General features: G+C 46.0%; 15 protein-coding genes and 1 pseudogene. 10 read left to right on the top strand and 6 right to left on the bottom strand.

What is annotated here, in order from left to right:
* The first annotated feature begins 195 nt into the window (after positions 1-195).
* From mutL to AC3A14_RS13525, 6 genes and pseudogenes are all read left to right on the top strand, one after another.
* Positions 196-1,875 carry a DNA mismatch repair endonuclease MutL gene (gene mutL, locus AC3A14_RS13550; RefSeq protein ID WP_413039237.1) on the top strand — a complete coding sequence of 560 codons (1,680 nt, stop codon included), beginning with the start codon at positions 196-198 and terminating at the stop codon, positions 1,873-1,875.
* Between the two features lie 121 nt (positions 1,876-1,996).
* Complete coding sequence (locus tag AC3A14_RS13545) at positions 1,997-2,779, top strand: calcium-binding protein (RefSeq protein WP_318733489.1); 783 nt, start codon at positions 1,997-1,999, stop codon at positions 2,777-2,779.
* Positions 2,780-3,095: 316 nt separating this feature from the next.
* The gene (locus tag AC3A14_RS13540; protein ID WP_318733490.1) at positions 3,096-4,409 is read left to right on the top strand and encodes a serine/threonine-protein kinase; all 1,314 of its coding nucleotides are present in this window, start codon (positions 3,096-3,098) and stop codon (positions 4,407-4,409) included.
* Between the two features lie 122 nt (positions 4,410-4,531).
* Complete coding sequence (locus tag AC3A14_RS13535; protein ID WP_318733492.1) at positions 4,532-7,414, top strand: calcium-binding protein; 2,883 nt, start codon at positions 4,532-4,534, stop codon at positions 7,412-7,414.
* A 106-nt stretch (positions 7,415-7,520) separates the two neighbouring features.
* Positions 7,521-7,631 (top strand): annotated as a pseudogene (locus AC3A14_RS13530) (alcohol dehydrogenase); the annotation flags it as partial.
* Positions 7,603-7,812, top strand: a complete 210-nt coding sequence (locus AC3A14_RS13525; protein WP_413038712.1) for a zinc-binding dehydrogenase — start codon at positions 7,603-7,605, stop codon at positions 7,810-7,812. The pseudogene AC3A14_RS13530 and the gene AC3A14_RS13525, both read left to right, overlap by 29 nt.
* Positions 7,813-7,924: 112 nt before the next feature.
* Here the strand turns inward: AC3A14_RS13525 and AC3A14_RS13520 are convergent, their stop codons facing one another.
* Both AC3A14_RS13520 and AC3A14_RS13515 read right to left on the bottom strand, forming a co-directional pair.
* Positions 7,925-8,518, bottom strand: coding sequence for an esterase/lipase family protein (locus AC3A14_RS13520; RefSeq protein ID WP_318700700.1), 594 nt, complete (start codon positions 8,516-8,518; stop codon positions 7,925-7,927).
* A 221-nt stretch (positions 8,519-8,739) separates the two neighbouring features.
* A complete protein-coding gene (locus AC3A14_RS13515; protein WP_271938546.1) occupies positions 8,740-9,459 on the bottom strand; it encodes a response regulator transcription factor in 720 nt (239 codons plus the stop codon).
* 329 nt (positions 9,460-9,788) lie between these two features.
* Here AC3A14_RS13515 and AC3A14_RS13510 point away from each other — a divergent pair, with 329 nt between their 5' ends.
* From AC3A14_RS13510 to AC3A14_RS13495, 4 genes are all read left to right on the top strand, one after another.
* Positions 9,789-10,706 (top strand): hypothetical protein, encoded by a 918-nt coding sequence (locus AC3A14_RS13510; RefSeq protein WP_318719619.1) that lies wholly within the window; start codon positions 9,789-9,791, stop codon positions 10,704-10,706.
* Positions 10,707-10,888: 182 nt separating this feature from the next.
* Positions 10,889-13,390 carry a vWA domain-containing protein gene (locus tag AC3A14_RS13505; RefSeq protein WP_318733493.1) on the top strand — a complete coding sequence of 834 codons (2,502 nt, stop codon included), beginning with the start codon at positions 10,889-10,891 and terminating at the stop codon, positions 13,388-13,390.
* Positions 13,391-13,511: 121 nt separating this feature from the next.
* A complete protein-coding gene (locus AC3A14_RS13500) occupies positions 13,512-13,994 on the top strand; it encodes a TM2 domain-containing protein (RefSeq protein WP_318700697.1) in 483 nt (160 codons plus the stop codon).
* A gap of 61 nt (positions 13,995-14,055) precedes the next feature.
* Positions 14,056-14,262, top strand: coding sequence for a hypothetical protein (locus AC3A14_RS13495; protein ID WP_318733494.1), 207 nt, complete (start codon positions 14,056-14,058; stop codon positions 14,260-14,262).
* A gap of 290 nt (positions 14,263-14,552) precedes the next feature.
* Here AC3A14_RS13495 and AC3A14_RS13490 read toward each other — a convergent pair whose 3' ends face one another.
* The 4 genes from AC3A14_RS13490 to AC3A14_RS13475 form a co-directional block, all read right to left on the bottom strand.
* A complete protein-coding gene (locus AC3A14_RS13490; RefSeq protein WP_318733495.1) occupies positions 14,553-15,536 on the bottom strand; it encodes a terpene synthase family protein in 984 nt (327 codons plus the stop codon).
* Positions 15,537-15,763: 227 nt separating this feature from the next.
* Positions 15,764-16,927 (bottom strand): DNA double-strand break repair nuclease NurA, encoded by a 1,164-nt coding sequence (locus tag AC3A14_RS13485; protein WP_318733496.1) that lies wholly within the window; start codon positions 16,925-16,927, stop codon positions 15,764-15,766.
* A gap of 44 nt (positions 16,928-16,971) precedes the next feature.
* Positions 16,972-18,180, bottom strand: coding sequence for an S-layer homology domain-containing protein (locus AC3A14_RS13480; protein ID WP_318733497.1), 1,209 nt, complete (start codon positions 18,178-18,180; stop codon positions 16,972-16,974).
* Between the two features lie 50 nt (positions 18,181-18,230).
* Positions 18,231-18,944 (bottom strand): DevA family ABC transporter ATP-binding protein, encoded by a 714-nt coding sequence (locus AC3A14_RS13475; RefSeq protein ID WP_318733498.1) that lies wholly within the window; start codon positions 18,942-18,944, stop codon positions 18,231-18,233.
* Positions 18,945-19,048: the final 104 nt, after the last annotated feature.

The following is a 19,048-nucleotide window of genomic DNA, read 5'->3' as shown; positions in this document are numbered from 1 at the left end:
GGGGAATGGGAGGATAAGACTCTATTGCCTATTCTCCCTGTCTCTTTCTGTGCCTCAGCAGTTTACCATCTATCCTACACACGCTAGAAGCCTAGGGATTAAACTCTATAAGAACGAGCGATCGCCTCACCCTTGATTCCAGCCTGTAGCGCCATATGCGAAAATAGGGAAGGTGTTTAGATTTCCCGATCCATTATCGATTCTCCTGTCTCTACCATCCAATCCTTACCGCCAGATGTGGTACATCGGATCGCTGCGGGTGAGGTGATTGACTCGATCGCCGCCGTGGTTCGAGAATTAGTGGAAAATGCCCTTGATGCGGGGGCGACGCGGCTGGAAATCGAGATTTGGCCGCAACAATGGCGCGTCAGAGTGGCTGATAATGGTGAGGGAATGAATCGAGAAGATTTAATTCAAGCCGCGCGATCGCATACAACCAGTAAAATTCATACGATTACTGACCTGGATCGCATTACCAGTTTAGGCTTTCGCGGCGAAGCTCTCCATAGTTTAGCCCAACTTTCGCAACTGGAAATCTGGAGTCGGGGAAGTGCAGGAGAAGGATGGCGAGTAAAGTATAATGCTTTGGGGGAAGCGGATATCATTGATGCCGTGGCGATCGCCTCGGGTACAATCGTAGAAGTTTCCCATCTGTTTGAAACTTGGGCACTGCGTCGTCAAGGGTTTCCCTCCCCTCCTCAACAACTGCGAGCCATTCAAACCCTAATTCAAGATATCGCCCTCTGTCATCCCGACATTACCTGGAAAGTCAGCCAAGACTCGCGCCCCTGGTTTACCATTAGTCCAGGAAAGAATGCCCAATCCATTCTGCCCCAACTGCTGCGGGATGTACAGGTGAACGATCTCTGCTTTCGGCAACTTGCCCTAGAGCAGGAGGGATTGAACCCAGAATCAGATAACTTAGAATTAGTCTTAGGCTTACCCGATCGCTGTCATCGCGGTAAACCCGATTGGGTTAAAATTGCCGTCAATGGGCGTTTGGTGCAATGTCCGGAACTGGAAAATACGGCGATCGCCGCCATGAGTCGCACCGTACCCAACAAACGCTACCCCGTGTTCTTTCTCCATTTGCACCTATCCTGCGATCGCATCGACTGGAACCGTCATCCCGCTAAATCTCAAATCTATCTGCACCCCCTCAAACCGCTCCAAGAAGCCGTGCAGCAAGCCATTTCTGATGCTCTGAAACTCAGTGATATTACCCTGCCTCAAGCCGTCCACCAAGAGCGCGTCGGTCAACTGCTTAAAGCCTCGGAAAAGTCGGGTTCCTATCAAGTTTCCCCCAAAAACAATGCCCCCACGCCCCTAGAACTCAAAGCAGTTGCCCAAATCCGCCAAACCTATATCGTCGCCGAGCATCCAGGGGGATTATGGTTAGTCGAGCAACATATTGCCCACGAGCGGATTTTATACGAGGAATTGTGCGATCGCTGGCAACTCGTTCCCCTCGATCCCCCCATCATCCTCAACCACCTCACCCCCAAAGAAGTCGAACAACTCATCCGTATCGGTTTAGACGTAGACCCCTTTGGCGAAGGTCTGCACGCCATTCGCAACGCTCCCCAACTCCTCCAGCAACGGGAGGATTGCGCCGAAGCTCTACGAGAACTTGCCGCCGGAGGAGACCTAGAAACCGCTCAAGTTGCTACAGCCTGCCGCAGTGCCATACGCAACGGTACACCTCTGACGATACCTGAAATGCAAGATATATTAGATCGGTGGCAACGAACCCGCAACCCCCACACCTGCCCCCATGGTCGTCCCATATACCTCTCTCTAGAGGAAACCTCCCTAGCCCGATTTTTCCGCCGCCATTGGGTGATTGGTAAAAGTCATGGCATTCAAGAGTGTTAAGAATTACACTAAAATTGAGGCGATCGCACTGGAATTCCTCTATTTTTAGGCAAAATGGCCTACCATAGTCCATAACGCAACAGTTTTAACTGAGAATCCCTACAAAAAAGGAGAACCGATCATGGTAGCGATTATTGCACCCGATGACCGAGATGCCATCTTATTGGGAACGGCAGACAATGATGAAATCCTAGGAAAAGAAGGAAATGACTACTTGTTTGGTTTAGAAGGAAATGATTGTTTAACTGGTGCAGGGGGACGAGATTTACTCAGTGGTAATACGGGTAATGATTCGATTATAGGTGGTGAGGGTAACGATCTCTGTTATGGCGGACAAAATGATGATCTTATCAGTGGCAATGATGGAAATGATTTTCTCTATGGAGATTTGGGCAATGATATCCTAAATGGCGATCGCGGCAATGATTACTTTTTTGGCGGTGAAGGGAACGATACTATTAATGGCGATGTGGGAGATGATTTGATTTTAGGGGGTCAAGGAGATGATTCACTCACCGGAGGTGCAGGTAATGATTTTATTTGGGGTGGACAAAGTATAGTCAACGATATGATTGATGGAGGAGAAGGGAATGATACCCTCAGTGGCGATCGCGGTGGCGGAATTTTGAGTGGGGGACTAGGCGCTGATGTTTATATTTTACGGGCTTCTCTAGCAACTGACCCAAGAAATATACCCCTAATTTTTGGCTATGAAGAAAATGATATTATTGGTTTAGCAGGAATTAGTGCTAATGATGTTTCAGTCACCCGAACCGGTCGTTTTGAAGCCAGAATCGATCGAATTAGCACCGGTGCAGTGATTGCTTCTATCTATGGTATCGATTCGAGTTTAATATTCAACAACCAAGTGAGATTTCTAGAAGTGGATGTGGGATTGACTTGATAGTTCTAAAAAGGTAGAGTTCACAATAAAATTCTTTGATCAAAGAAAAATCACTGGTCTGATATTGCATGATCTACCGATTTGAACTGCTCAAATCGGAAATGTATATCGGCTGATTAGAAGTTTTTTAATAAAATCCGTAATCCGAAAAAATGAAGTTGTAGGAGGGGATCGACATAACTTAAAGTGATGTCCCGTTAAACGCGACTAGCTAGGTGTATGTATGCTCTTATTCTCCCCTCCAAATCACCAACGCCAATCGACTAAAATAATACCAAAATCAAACCTCTGTGTTGGTCTGGAAGAAACAAACAATATGGTGTGGCAAACGGGACATCAACTCCAAGATGGTCAATATACGATCGCGAGAAAACTCGGTGAAGGTGGATTTGGGATCACCTATCTCGCCCAAACTCAAACCGGCGAAAATGTAGTGATTAAAACGCTCAACGAGAAGATCCGCAATCACAAAAACTTCGAGAAATGTCAGCAAGACTTTCTCAATGAAGCTCTATGGATTGCCAAATCGTCCCATCCCCATATTGTTCGCGTTGAAGAGTTGATCCAGGAAGATCGCTTATGGTGTATCGTACTAGAGTACATTGAAGGAACCAATTTGGGTACTCTAGTAGATACCGAAGGAGCCTTACCTGAAGCCGAAGCCCTCCACTATATCCAACAAATTGGGGATGCTCTCAATACCGTCCATCATCAAGGGTTTTTGCATCGGGATATCAAACCGCTAAATATTTTACGGCGCAAGGGTGAAGCTTCAACCACACTGATCGACTTTGGCATGGCTCGTAAATTTATGCCTAATTTAGTTCAAGGTCATACCACCTATGTGAGCCGAGGCTTTGCGCCCATCGAACAGTATGACTGGCAATCCTTTCGAGGCCCTTACACCGATGTCTACGCGTTAGCAGCGACCCTCTATGCACTGTTAACCGAAGAAGTGCCAGAGTCGGCAACTAACCGCGATCGCCGCGTGGCTCGCAAGCAAAGCGATCCCCTCATTCCTCCCCAGGACATTAACCCAGTAATTAGCGATCGCATCAATACCGCTATCTTAGCCGGGATGGCCCTCGAACCCGAAGACCGGCCCCAGTCCATCGAACAATGGTTTGATCTATTGGGAATTGTCCTCATTTCCCCTCCTTGGCAAGCCCCCCCTCCCATCAATGATACCGAGCGTAAATGGAGTTCTGCGGTAGGAATGGACTATAGTACTTTAGAACAACTCCTCGCTACTGGACACTGGCAGGGGGCCGATCGCCAAACCGACCAGATTTTACTCGAAATTAGCGATCGCACCTCCCAAGGTAGCCTCACCGAAGAGGAAGTAAAATACCTCCCCGGTCGAGACTTGCGAACCCTTGACCGCTTATGGGTGCATTATAGTAACGGTCACTTTGGGTTGAGTGTCCAAAACCGAATTTGGCGGTCTTTAGACAAAAACTACGAAGAATTCGGCGATCGCGTCGGTTGGAGATCGCCCGACCACTCATGGTTAGCCTACGCCAAGCTGACCTTTAATCTTGGCGCTCCCCAGGGCCATCTTCCCACTTGGGGAAGACGGGGGCGCTTATGGCCCTACCTAGGATCGCGACTCAAGCGCTGTGGACTATAGCGCTTTGCGCTGGTAATGGGTAATCGGTATCAATCAGTGAATCATTTTTAGATTGCTCACTGATTTACACCGACTCACTGAAATTTCCCAGCGCTATATACACAGAATCAGGAGAATTAACTATGGCATTCATTACTGCTGAATCCACCCTATCCGTTGAAGCTCTGACCTTTGTCAAAGTCAACTACGAAGCTGAACTCCAAGCTCACTTTAATCTATCCGTTTCAGAACTTAGCGATCGTCAAATTGCCGAATTTGCTCTGGAAATTTCCGCCACCATTCCTGCTCTTGGCCAAGCAATTATTTCCGTCGATGCTCAAGCACAAGGTAGCATCACCGGTACTCTCGCAAATGGACAAATCCTCATTGGGGCAGGCGGAGAAGATACTCTAGTGGGAGGCAATGGTAACGATGTTCTCATTGGCGGCTCTGGAAAATCATCACGAGGCACAGGTACCGGTCGCACAGGCACAGGTACCGGTCGCACAGGCACAGGTACCGGTCGTACAGGCACAGGTACCGGTCGTACAGGTTCAGGTGCGACCGGTTCCGGTGGTGGTTCTGGTAGACTCTCAGGCATCTCTGGAATATCTGGTGCTGACGGAGATGACACCATGAATGGTGGAGATGGCGATGATACCTGCTTTGGTGGAGACGGCAATGACTCCTGCGCTGGCGGTGCAGGCGATGATTCCTGTGTTGGTGGAGATGGCAATGACACCTTAGACGGTGGAGATAATAACGATACCCTCATTGGTGGCGATGGTAATGACTCCTGTGTTGGTGGCGACGGGGATGACTCCTGTTTTGGTGGCGATGGTAATGACTCCTGTATCGGTGGCGATGGTAACGATACCCTAGACGGCGGTGATGATAAAGATACCCTCATCGGTGGCGACGGAGATGACTCCTGTCTTGGTGGCGATGGTAATGACTCCTGTGTCGGTGGAGATGGTAACGATACCCTCGTCGGTGGCGATGGTAAAGATACCCTCATTGGTGGCGATGGCGATGACACCTGTGTGGGCGGGCAAGGTGATGATTCCTGCGTTGGTGGTGAAGGCAATGACTCCTGTCTTGGTGGCAACGGCAAAGACACCCTCGTCGGTGGAGATGGCAACGATACCCTTGTCGGCGGCAATGGCAATGATAGCCTCGTTGGTGGAGACGGTGCCGACAGTCTAGTGGGCGGCAATGGTAAAGACACCCTTATTGGTGGGGATGTTCTAGTTGGAGGAGAAGGAGATGACCTCTTAATTTGTGGCGATGGTACATCTCAAATTATTGGTGGTGCTGGATTTGATATGATCAGCTTCATCAATGTACAGCTAGATATTTCCGTTAATGTGGGATTATCCATCAATGTCTCTGCATCAGGCACCACAACTGTCACCGGAACCCTAGCAGGAGGTGTCCAACTCAACAATGCCATTGAAGGAGTTGAAGGATTTACTGGTTCCAATGGTAGCGACACCATTACAGGTAGCGAAAATGGCGATGCCCTCGATGGTGGAGCAGGTGACGATAACATTGATGGTGGAGAAGGGGATGATACCCTGACTTGTGGAGAAGGGAATGATACCTTAACTGGTGGCGTTGGTATAGACTTCGTATCCTATGTGGAAGCCTCTGTCGGTGTAGAAATCAACCTCGAAACCGGTATCACAGTGGTGGGTCAATTTGAGAACATTATTTCTGGATTTGAAGGCGCGATTGGTTCTCAGTTTGATGATGTGATTACCGGTGGTGCAGTTGCGGGATTAAGCTTGGAAGCTGGTGGTGGTAGCGATACTTATAAATTGACCGCTGCCAATGCTGTGGGAACCACAATTAAAGATAGTGGCGGTACGGCTGATGTCATTGAGGTTGAAGGGGTTACCCTATCTTTACCTCCACAAGATGAAGATGCACCACCAGCAACCGGAACTCAGGTTTTACGCAATGGTACGGATTTAGTCGTCGATCTCGATAATAATGGTCAGTTTGAGGCGGCGAGCGATTTGGTCATTCAAGACTTCTTCTCCTTCACCAGTAATTCTGGAGGAGCAGGTGTGGTTGAACAAGTCGGGAATTTAACGAGTGCAGAAATTCTCGCCGCGTTCCCCAACCCTCAACCCCCAGGTTCAGGTATATTTACTGATCCTGTTGCGCCTCCAAGTTCAACCACAACTACCACCAATGTCTCCGTTGAAGTCACCACTGAGTTTAACGTGAGCATTGGTAATGATGTGGTAGTCGGTACGGCTGGAGCTGATGTGGTTCTTGGTTTACAAGGTGACGATCAAATTAATGCTGGTGCAGGGGATGATTCTGCCAATGGTAACCAAGGTGAAGATACGGTTAACGGTGGTGCCGGTAATGATACTTGTTACGGCGGACAAGGGGATGATACGGTCAGTGGTGGCGATGGTAACGATATGGGTTCAGGCGATCGCGGCAATGATATCGTAAATGGAGATGCTGGCGAAGACCAACTCAATGGCGGCCAAGACAATGACTCCATCGACGGTGGCGCAGATAATGACAACATCTTTGGCGGTCAAGGAAATGATCTGATCAATGGGGGTGATGGCGATGATGTTATCAGTGGTGATGCTGGTACAGATACCCTCATCGGTGGCGCAGGTAATGATGTCTTCGTTCTGCGCACTGGAACCGCAGCCACAACAGCAGCCGAAGCCGACCTGATGTTAGACTACCGCGAAGGCGATACTATTGGCTTGACCGGTGGAATTACTCCCAATGACCTGACGTTCACCGTAGTCAACGGCAATACCATTATCGAGGTAACCAATAATGGTGTAACCTCCGTTCTCGGTATCGTCAATGGCGTAGCGCCTGAGCAACTCAGCTTTAGCACCGCTGACATTCAAGTGAATATTACGGGTAATGTTTCTGTCATGAGTAGTATCTTTGTCGGCGGCAATATTGGCTCTCAAGCCTTTGCTGTTGGTGCAACTGCTTTTGCCAGCGTTGACTTTAGTCAGTCCTTTGCTCTGGTGTAGTTTCTCCATTCTGAGCATTTAGATTAGGTTAGATCCTAATCGAGTAGGGGTAATTCATGAATTACCCCTACTGTTTTGTTTGGCGATACAATACAAACAAGCGAGAGGCGATCGCGTTTTGGTCGAACCTTGTTTAGTCGAGGCTAACGGGAAATCCTTATCTTCTTCGTGGTATTTCGGGTCGGAGTGTGACGGAGGATTTGCCCAACATACAGTGGACGTTTTTTGGTTGCACCCAATTGGAGCCATCTGTTTTTTCTAACCTGATTAAGTCTATTGAAACGGGACAGATTCGCCCTCTTGTGGCATCAACCTTTCCCTTAGAGCAAATCGCTCGGGCCCAAGAAATGTTTCTGGAAAAACAATTCATGGGGAAAATTGTCCTCACCCTCGACTGAGGATAATTTTCTACAGCGATCGCCCAGACGGGGGTTGTTTATCCCATAGTTATGGCGATCGCAGCTATTCAATTGGAGCGAAGTCTTTGCCAGGCGTGTTAGTAATGCGCTCTTACCGTTTATCCGTCAGCGCTTTTTCTACGGTAACCAACGTACTGTGGCTGCGTACCATCATCGCATGGGGGAATACACACAGTTTAACATTTTTTCCCACAGGCATTTGCGAACTTTTTGCTGGTACAATGACAAAATCGTAGGGAGTCCAGAGAGAACTAAACTTGACTTGCTCTAACTGCTGCACCTCTGCATTTAAATCGACTAAAAATTCACTCCCCGGACGCATTTGTACACAACCAATAAACGGCAGTAAATAAGCCAGATAAGTCCCATGATGGGGAGAAGAAATGGTAATAAATCGTTGAATCCTCTCCAGTCCCCCCAAGCGCTGGACATAATAGCGACTAACTAAGCCACCCATGCTCAAACCGACTAAATCAATGGGTTGATCGGGGGCAAAGTGTTCATCGACATAGGTTTTAATTTGTAGGGCAAGTCGATCTAATCCCACAATTGAGGTATTGGGTACCAGATCAAACCGATGGACTTCCCATCCGCGCTCTTTCAGGTATTTTTCCATGCGGTTAAACACATAGGCTTTACGAAAAATGCCATGAATTAGCACTACGGGATTACGGGAGTTTGACATATCAATTCAATTCTTAAAGACTTAAGGGCACCTCTATTAATTCAGTAAATGACTTTCAAAATGCATTAGATCAGTTGACAGAACTCAGCTTCCTCCTAGGCATATTACCTGACAATCATCACTTCTCTCAGAAACCCAATTTCTCTGCGTGGGTGCCGATCAATCCTACAGTTGAATGGGTTAACCCTAGGCTGAACCCACTCTTGTAGGTTGATCGAGTGTTAAGAAGCTTCTGATTTAGTTGAAGGTAACTCCAAACAATAACCTGCACCGTAAACTGTTTTGATATAGCGCGGATGACGGGGATCGGGTTCTAATTTGGTTCTCAGATGGCGAACGTGAACCCGAATGGTTTCAATATCATCATCGGGATCGTATCCCCAAACCTCCTTGAGGATTTCACTCGGAGAAACGGTTTGCCCATGGCGCTGGAGAAGACAGTGAAGTAACTCAAACTCCAAATGGGTGAGTTTAACAGTCGTATCAAACCAAATGACCTCAAAGCGCTCTGGAATCAGAGTAAGGGGACCATAGTTGAGAATTTCACTGTGTTTAGCTGCTTGGGGAATGCGATCGGTACGTCGCAGGAGGGCCCGCACCCGTGCTAACATCTCCTCAATTTCAAAGGGTTTGGTGAGATAATCATCTGCACCGGCATTAAAACCTTCTACCTTGTCTTGGGTTTGGCTGAGGGCAGTTAACATCAAGATGGGGATATCGGCAGTGCGATCGTCTCGACGCAGACGTTGACAGACGGTAAATCCATCAACTTTAGGCAGCATTAAGTCCAGTACAATCATATCTGGAAGTAATTGAATCGCCAGGGCTTGGCCTTTAATGCCATCAGGTGCTTGACTGACATCATAGCCAGCCATTTCCAGGTTGACAGCAACTAATTCTGAGATTGCGGGATCGTCATCGATGACTAATATCCGGGGCATTGCTAAAGTAGGTTTCTAAAGTGGGCGGTTGACTCTCTCCCCGATCGAGCTAGGAGAGATAGGAAAGGAGTTTGCGATCGTAGAAATCTTAACTTAACTTGTTCTGATTTTAAGCTGCACTCAGAAATAAGTAGCTATCCTAAGATTTCCTTACAGATTATACGCAATTGTGGTCATGGGTATAGTGCTGGTAGAAGGGGAATGGGGTATTGGAGGCGATCGCTCCCTAAAATCCCCAGTTGACACAGACGTTAATGACGTTGGCAGCCAGATTGAAGTATGATTTACGGCAAGTCAGGTTCCTTGAAAATGAGTCCACGCCAACCACAATGAAAAACAATATCTTTGATGCTCCACCAGGGTTTACGCCAACAGGACAGAGGGTCGATCCGATGGATAATATTTTTCAGCAAGCTCGCCAGGGTAGCGTTGCCGCTATTATTCAGGTATTGAATGAAAAGCTGGCTAACTCAGGGATTCGTACTAGGGCAGTTTTAGACCGGGGGATTCTACAACTGTTATGTGAGGGAGAAACAGAGGGTCAATTGGAACAAACCCCAGTGGTGGAGAAGGTCACCATGATTTTAGAGGAAATTGCTCCTCGCCATATTCGGCGCGTGAATATCAATAGTCGCCTGGTGCGCGAGCAACAACTGTTGTGGTTAGAAGAAATTCAGCAAGATCCAGAGGGTCAACTGCTTTGGTCAGAACTCATTGTACTCAGAAAACCTGGATTATTAACACAATGGTCTTATAACCGCCAGGCTCAGTCCTTTCGCAAGCGGAAGACTCCCCTCCCGAATTATACCCCCTCCCAGTTAACACGGGAACAGCGCCAATTCCGTCGAGGCATTATCGGTGGCGCTATATTTAGTGGTGTCCTGGTTTTGGCTGGATTAGGAGTTCTGTCTTGGTGGGGAACACCCAAGGATTCTAATTCTGATACTCCACCAGTGGCAGGAACTAACCCCTCGACTCCATCTACTGCTACTCCTACTACTGCCGATGCTCCTACTGCTGACCCTTTTCCGGAGGCGGTACGTCTAGCTCAAGCTGCGGCGAATGAGGGACTGACGGCACAAACAGAGGAGGAATGGTTAGCCTTAGCCGAAAAATGGCAGCAAGCGAGTGATTTGATGGCTCAAGTATCGGCTTCTGATGACCGGTATCAGATTGCCCAAGACCGAACTATTCGCTATCAAGAGAATAGCCAAGCAGCTCAACGAGAAGCAGACAAATTACGTTAGTTGTGGAGTGTCGGGAATAATTGGAGATATTCCTGATTACTCGGACTTGATATCAGAAATGAGTGGGCAGAAGAACTTGAAAAGAAGTGCCTACGATACCCGCCCAATCAATGGCTAAGTTGACAAAATAATCAACATTGATTAGAATAGGGAGGTAATGATGCAAGAGGCTTGGATAACCTATGGTTAAGAACGCTGCTGAATTGATCCCTGCACCGACAACTAAGTTTGTCCTCTACAACCAAGCAGGTGAGCCAAAGGCTTATTATCGGGTCGATCGCCAACCGTTAAGTGAGAAGGACGAGAACTCGAAGACGGAAGCAGTGGAGGCGATCGCCCATAGTATTATTGTCATCGATCGCTCCGGCTCAATGTACCATGACATCAACCCCCTCAAGGAAACTCTAATCAAGCTCCTCACCCTAGAAGAATACACCCATTCCCAACTGGTGGTCACCCTGATTTCCTATTCTTCCCAAGGAAATTTGATCTCGCACTTCCAGCGCGTCCCCATTCAAGAGGTGATGAAGCTCAATTCTTCGTATATTCAGGACATTCAAAACATTCGCGTTTCTGGTGCAACCTGCATTTCCCAAGCGCTGCAACTGGCAACTGAGTTAATTCAACCGGATGAGCTAACGGGCATTACCCTGCATAGTGATGGTTATGCGAATCATCCGAATGTGCGCTCAGAAGTGGCAAGCTTAGAACAAATTTGTCAGAATCTGAACCAGAATAACGTTTTTCTGAACGCGATCGCCTATTCTGCCAGTTCTGACTTTAAGTTACTCTCCCGTTTAGCCAACCTGGTGTCTGGAACTTGCGTCCAAGCGGGCACAGTGAAACAGGTCTATGATTCACTGTACAACACGTCCAAGGTTTTAGGGGAGGCGATCGCTTGGGCGATCGAAGAACCCCTCTTCAAAGAATATGACTATCAACTCTTCCTCTCCCACAGTGCTCGTAAGCTCAATGGCAATGCTGGAAAACTGAAAATTTTGGGGCTTAAACCCGATGATGATGGTATTTTCTATAAATATCAAAAACTCACCGAAGCCGAATTTGAGCAATTAAGCGATATTCCCCTAGCGCAAACCGATGAATCTGTATTTACCTTTGCCAAAGCGCAACTCATTGATGGGAACTTAAACCTGGCTAAATATGCCCTCGTCAGCACCTTTGATGCCACCTTATCTCAGCGTCACGGTAAAGCCATCACCAATAGCCAACTGGTGGAATTTTCCCAAGACTTAGACAAAGCCATCTACGATCCTCAGAGTTTAAGCGATCGCGAGATCCTTTCTGAAGTTCCCATCAACAAAAACTTACCGATTTTAGAGCTGATTCAGTTATTCGAGACCCATAAAGACCCAATCATCCTCAATCTCAAACATCTCCAAGATCATTATCAGCGCCGAGGAGTGAAGCGCATTCCTGGACAGCGAGATGCAGAGGGGAACTTGGTCAAACCTTGGCTGAAAACCGAATATGTGGACAGTGGCGACTATGTGCAAATGGGGTCATTTGACATTAACCGCAATACCGCAACCATCAATTTACTGATTACCCGTCCAGTAAAATTAGTTAAATCTGAGGATAAAACCCCAATTACAGAAGTTGCCGGGATTCTGCTCAATGACTTGAAGTCTTATAACAACTATACTCTAGTTGGAGATGGGGAGTTAAATGTTGAGACTTTAAAGGTAAAATTTAGTAATGCCAAAGTCTTTAAAGTCTTCAAAGAACAGAATCTGTTGACTGATGCCGACCAATTTGATTTTAACACAGAATACGAAATCGACTTAACCCAGTTACCGATTGTGCCCATGGCCGCCGATTATACTCAAGTGCAGGGAATTTTTTCTCGATTAGCTATTTTGCGGGTATTATCGAGTCTCTTGTCTGCCCATCTGAAAGAAGTTTCTGAGACGTATACCGCCGATCAACTGGCTGCCTTGAAAGAGCATTATTTATCCAAGAGTTTGTATCTAAATTTCCCCACGACTACCGAATATTCCGATCTAGAAGAAGCCTTGAATACCGGTAAAGTGGATTCGCGGGTGAGTTATAAAATTGAGTTAGGCAATTGTGAAATTCTCAATTTAGGTCAATTGCATTCAGCCAACAAGTTTTTAGATCGGTTTTATGAAGTCTGCGATCGCCAAACGGGAGAAAAATTAGATAAGCCAACCTTTGCCCAAAGTCTAGATACACCGGTCGTGTTTGGTCACAAAACGTTATCGAAGCGCACAAAAGTGACGAAGGTGGATGACTTGATGAAGCCCATTTTTGATGAATTTCTGGGCTTGGAAAAAAATGGCAGTGTAACTGAACTTTTGCAGGAGTTAGGTGCGGCTGATTTAGTTAGCTCACTGGAGAAAAAATGGCAAGGGGAAACGGTGGAAACCGAGCAATTTGTGGAGGACTTGACTGGAGGATTGAGGAAGGTTAATCAAGCCTTAGAAACCCTTTATCGAGACAAGATTTCGCCGTTGGTGTTTCATATTGGTGCAACAGGACTCATTCCGGATGAGTTAGAAGTTGTTGCCTATACTGCCGATGAACTCTCAGCTAAATCAGGGGATCTGAAGTTTTCTAAGTCGGAAAAAGAAGGTTTGTTCTTTGAAGTGGGCGATCTGATTATCAGTGTTTATCCCAAGACTGAGTATTATAGCGTATCTTAAAGGACTAGCATAAAGGAGTGAGGAGCGATCGCCGCGATCGCTCCTCACTTCTCACTCTTTCTCGTGCTAGCATAAGATAAACCACAAGTTTTGCTCCCAAAATACTCGCCATACTCAACCCATGAATAAGGTTAGCACAACCTATCTACTCTGGCTCCTCGGCATGTTTGGAGCCAATGGTATTCATCGCCTGTATAATGGCAAGATCGCTACAGGTATTCTCTGGTGCTGTACATTCGGCTTGTTTGGGATCGGTCAATTTATTGACTTGATCTTTATTCCCGGTATGGTTGATGAATATAACCTCAAATATCGGCTCAAACATGGTTTATCTCCAACAGGTATACCGTTGAGTCCTCAGACAATTCCCTGTGAAGTAGTGGAGGTGACTGAAAAACAAGCGCCAGAACCCACTAAGGTGAAATTAGTCAAAGCGGCTGCTGCACGAGGAGGAGAGATTTCTGTAACCCAAGCAGTGGTAGATACGGGTTTAGATTTTGATGAGGTAGAAAGCCTGTTACTGGAGATGTTGAAAAAGGGTTATGTGACGGTAGATAATCATCCTCAAACAGGGGTGGTTTTGTATCGCTTTGAGGAACTTTAAGCCCCATCTTCCCCTAGGAGTATCTAAGGTGTAATCAGTTAAAAATGAGGAGGGAAGAGTTATGTCTGTGGTAACCGAGAATCGGGAATTGGTACAGCAACGAATTGTGGATGTTGTTGAGGATTTGATGGCGCTCGAAGAGCTTTATCGACAGGATTTAGTCGCTCAGGAAATGGTAGAGACGATTTTTCAAACGGTTGAAGAGAACCATTTACTCGAGACATTTGCGGCGATCGCCGCTCGGGATTTGCGCGATCGCTGTAATTAGGATCATGGCATGGCATTTATGGGCAATAGCAAGTAAGGGCATGAGTCCAGAAGAGCTTGATAATTTAATTGCCGCGATTGAAAGTCACTAACATTGATGAGTTATTTGCTAGATACCAATATTATTTCGTTAGTAATGAAGGGCAAGGAGTGCAAAACTCATAAGCCGTTATTTTTCCAGAAGGGTTTACAGACTCTATCTCTTATACAGTCTACTCTTTAGTCTTTTTGTCACCTCTTGAGGTTGAGGATTTACTTTTGCGGTTTCTATACTTAGAGCATTTTTATGTCTCATTTTAAAATGCTATAGGTGAGTGGTATACGCATATCCTCGAAAACATTATCATGTGCCCGATACCTATTAGTATTCAGCTGCCAGTGATAACTAGCAGCAATCAATTGCTGCAAGCTATCTACGTAAGTTGTTATAATTTGCTGTTCTGCTATAGGTAATGATTCTGCTTGTATTTTCAATGCACTATAATTTAACAAAAAGTTATCATACAGCCCATTAACTCTATCAACAGCTAGCTTGATTGCCTTTTCTAGATTACAATTTGCATGAGTTTCCATCAAAGCATTCAATAGGTTAAACCGGCTATGTGCTTCTTTATGATAGGAAAATAAATCATTTGATAAAGCCCCTATCAGGGCACAAGATTCTTCTAGTTGCACCAACAGAGGAAGGGAGTCTCTAAGCTCTTCTGTCAAATAGGTGTCATACACATACTCGATCATTCCAATTGTGGGATACATGCCTCCAAAATGGATACGGGTCTGGATATACTCCTCTACAGTTTGATAATTTATAGGATATAGACTATGTTGCAAATGTAAGCGTAAATAATTAGTATAATGTTGAAAGAAAGAATAAGGACTCTTGGTTTGTATAATGCCACTAATATAAGCCAAAGCCGCACATAATCGATCGATTTTTGAGGGAGGATAACGGTTCATTATATGGTATTTCCCTGTTTGCCAAATACGAAACAGAACTTGAGCATCTAATTTCAGGCTATCCGCACTATCTTCTCCAAAAAAGTCATCTAGATAGTAGAGTACCGAGAAAAAAATCGTAGCATCAACAGTACGATCAAATGAACTATATCCAAATAGATAAGGAGTCATAGTATGATGGCTCAGATATCGATCTTCATCATAAATACCTAATAGCTTACAATGATTTTTGGCTTTTGTTAATATAGCTGTAGCCTTGGGATGTAATTTGCAGTCGGTAGTTGCAATTTTTAGTGTAGAAGACTGAGTTAATTTCATGATTTAAATAGGTTACTCTTAGTATAGAACAAAAGGTTTTAAAAGAGTGAGAAAATGCGATTTCATCAGAAGTGAGCTATTCCATCAGGAATTTCCATAAATTAATATAACGAATTTTAAAACGCTCTGCCACCCATAAACAATAAATTGTTATATAAAATTATACTAAAATCTAGAAGGGATAACTTGTAAATTTTCTTCGATTTTCATCTTGACTCATAACTCCTCTAACGCCGGTGGGCTTTGCTGACCATTTTCCGGGAGAGTCGAAACGGGATCTCTTCCTGTTCAGCCCAATCTTGCAGAAGACGGTAAAATAGTTTACGGTCTTCGCTGCGGAGAACGGTGATTTGATCGGCAGTTTCGATCGCGTAGGGATATCCACGCCCGATAATCACTTCTGCGCGTACCCAATCAATCACTTGCTCGAGTAATCCCGCTTGGAAAATCCAGAAGGGCAATTCTAGGCGCACCGGGTATCCTGCATGGGTTTTCAGATAGGTAAATGTGACTTGATTCGCTTGCTCTTGATAGTCGCGGAGGATACCAGGACGACAACAGCGACAGAGAACCGTGCGATCGCCCCATTCCATCAGTGGATTAAGGAGTTGCGGATCGCTCACTCCAGAAATGGGAGGTAATCCCAACACCCGTTGCAGCATTTGCGTGGTATCTTCGGAGGCGCTGGTATCGATATAGGCAACGAGGGGAATTTGATGGTGTTGAGTGGCACTCAATACTTGACGCAAAGCTTTCAGATAACACTGATAGGTTTGGCGATCGAAGGTTTCTGCAAAACTAGCAATCAGGGAGCCATCATAAAAGACCAGACGGGAGGATTGATGGCTGTGGACGTGCATATAATCGATGATCCGACGCACTTCTAATTCCAAACGGCGACGGTTGACAAGGCGATCGAGGGATTCCCCTTTCTCCAAAGCGGCAAATTGATTCGGAGTAATTAAATCTACCGCGATATCTTTTTCATAGTCCCCATCTCCACGATGAAAGTTTTCAAACCAGCCAATTTGAATCACCGCGATGGGTAGGGAAAAGTCCTTGCTCGGATAGATTTGGGAACCATCAACAGCAAATGTGGGAATCCCCGTGAGGCGATCGCGTACCCACTGTAAGCTTTGTTCTCGATTTTGCCAAACGAGATTCGATTTCACGATCCAACCGCGATCTCCTCTTTCCAATGGTTCAGCATAAATGGAATCATGCTCATCCACTAACTCAATGCTTTTACATCGCTCAACCACTTCCCTAGAACGATGCAAAAGGGCTTGGCGATAGGGTCGGAGTTTCTCAAAAACTTGGGACTCTAAGCCCTTAAATTCCGAGCGTTTCACTTGCAGCAAAGATAAGATTAGGGATGGATCGAGAGGCATAGATGAGATGGGGGAGTGGGAGAATGGGGAGACACAGAGAATCATTATTCATTATTAATCGATCGCCCCTCTCCCTGTATTCCAAAATATGTTAGCGCTGTTGCTGCTTCCAACTGGGTTACTGTTTTTTGGGGCTGAAATAGCCTTGTGTAGCCAAACACGCGCCTGATGTTGGCATTATTTCCATTTCGGAAATCCACTAAAATACTCGGTAGAAATTGGCTATTAATTTTACTGGTATCTTGGAATCCCCAAGTATCTTTGACTGCCTCTATCGTCGCTTTCGGCAGAGCTGAACGAGTATCTAAAGGCACTTTCCAGCCAATGAGATTTTCCCTCGTCAGGGGCGCATCCGGACGAAACCGGGTTTCCGTTGCTTCTCCTGTCAGGGCACTGGGAATTAATCCGGCTTCTGCTAATCCTTGAATATAAGCAAAATCTGGATCGCTTTTTGGGACATCTTGAAAAACGGGATCTCTAGTCGTAGATGCTAAACGAATTTGTTTACCTGGATCGTCGGCATAGATTTGATTATTGGCATTCATTAACCAGCGAGCATAGTCTCCACGGGTAATGATTTCATTGGGTTGAAATGCTTCTGTCGAAGAATTATTAGTAATGCCGAGAGTAATCAATTCTGTGACTCCTGGCGAGAGTGGAGTAGAAACGTCTAGGATTTCATCGATTTCTGCATCATTATTCTCAGAAGTCGGTGAAGGATTCGGCGAAACGGTTGGAGAACTAATCACCGTCGGTGCATCGTCTATCCGATAAGTCAACGTATACGTCGTTTGTCCAGAAGTGGGAGGAGCAAAGTTGAGCGTAAGTTGCAAGCTCTCAAGACGCGCAGACAGTTCTGGTGCATCTGGAGTGCTAGTAATTTCCCAGTTGCGCTCATTTAATTGTTGTTGGTAATAGCGTCTGACTAATGTTGTGGAGTCTGCACTAAACCAACGGGTAATCGTGCCTTCTTCAGCAGCAGTGAGGGGAGAAACCAATTCTAGGGTAGCGTTGGGATATTGGGGAATGGTTGAAGGAAAATTATCGGGAAGCTCAATGGCAGAAGCCGGTGCAGGAGAGGGAGGAGGAGAAGCTTGGGGAGACGATTGGGATGCGGGATTGGCTTGCAGTTGGGGATCGGGGGCAAGCAGTTGTTCTAGGCTTCTACCTCCAGAGCTATTGGCACAGGAAGTTAAGGGAGCGATCGCCACTAGAATCGCAAATAAGGAAAGAGCGGGATAACGGTTCAACACGGATTAGGGAAGGGTTGTGAGTCAATCAATTGAGTCTTGCGATCCTTATCTTAACTTTTGATTGGTAATTCACTGGCTCGATCGCTCTTGGATAACCGTCCATCTTCCATGTGAATAATGCGATCGGCGACATCTAAAATCCGATTATCGTGGGTTACCATGAGGATTGTACAGTTTTGTTCCTGGGCTAAAGTCTGCATTAATTCCACGACAGCACGTCCAGACTGGCGATCGAGAGCAGCCGTCGGTTCATCGGCAAGCACCAGGGGAGGATGGCTAACCAGAGCGCGGGCGATCGCCACCCGTTGTTTTTGTCCTCCTGATAAATTATCGGGATAATACTGCAAACGATCTCCTAATCCTACCCGTTCTAACATCGCTGCCGATCGCGCTTGCATCTCTTTTGGCGACCATTTTCCATGCACTTCTAACCCCATTTGCACATTTTGCAGGGCGGTTAAACTTTGATGTAAGTTATGGGCTTGGAAAATATAACCATGTTTGCGTCTTGCTCTCGTCAATTTACGGGCAGAAGCGCCACAAAATTCTTTCCCCAAAACGTTCACGCTTCCCGACTGCACCGATCGCAATCCTCCGACTAAGGTTAATAAGGTCGTTTTTCCCGATCCAGAAAGTCCAGTCATAATGATAATCTCACCCGCCTTAATTTCCAGATCAATATCAAATAAGATTTGTTTGCGCAGATCCCCTTTCCCAAAAAAATGGTCAAGATTTTTAATCGTAATCACAGAAGGTTTAGACATGATAGTTATTGACTGATAATTGATAATTGTGTAAGGGCGGGTTCACTCATCGTCTAGTTGAGAGTCGAAGATCTTGGTGAACCCGCCCCTACGTTCAGATCCCC

This window comes from Roseofilum sp. (assembly GCF_982964205.1).
The sequence above is the reverse complement of the archived record's forward strand: the minus strand, read 5'-3'. Positions and strand labels throughout refer to the sequence as shown.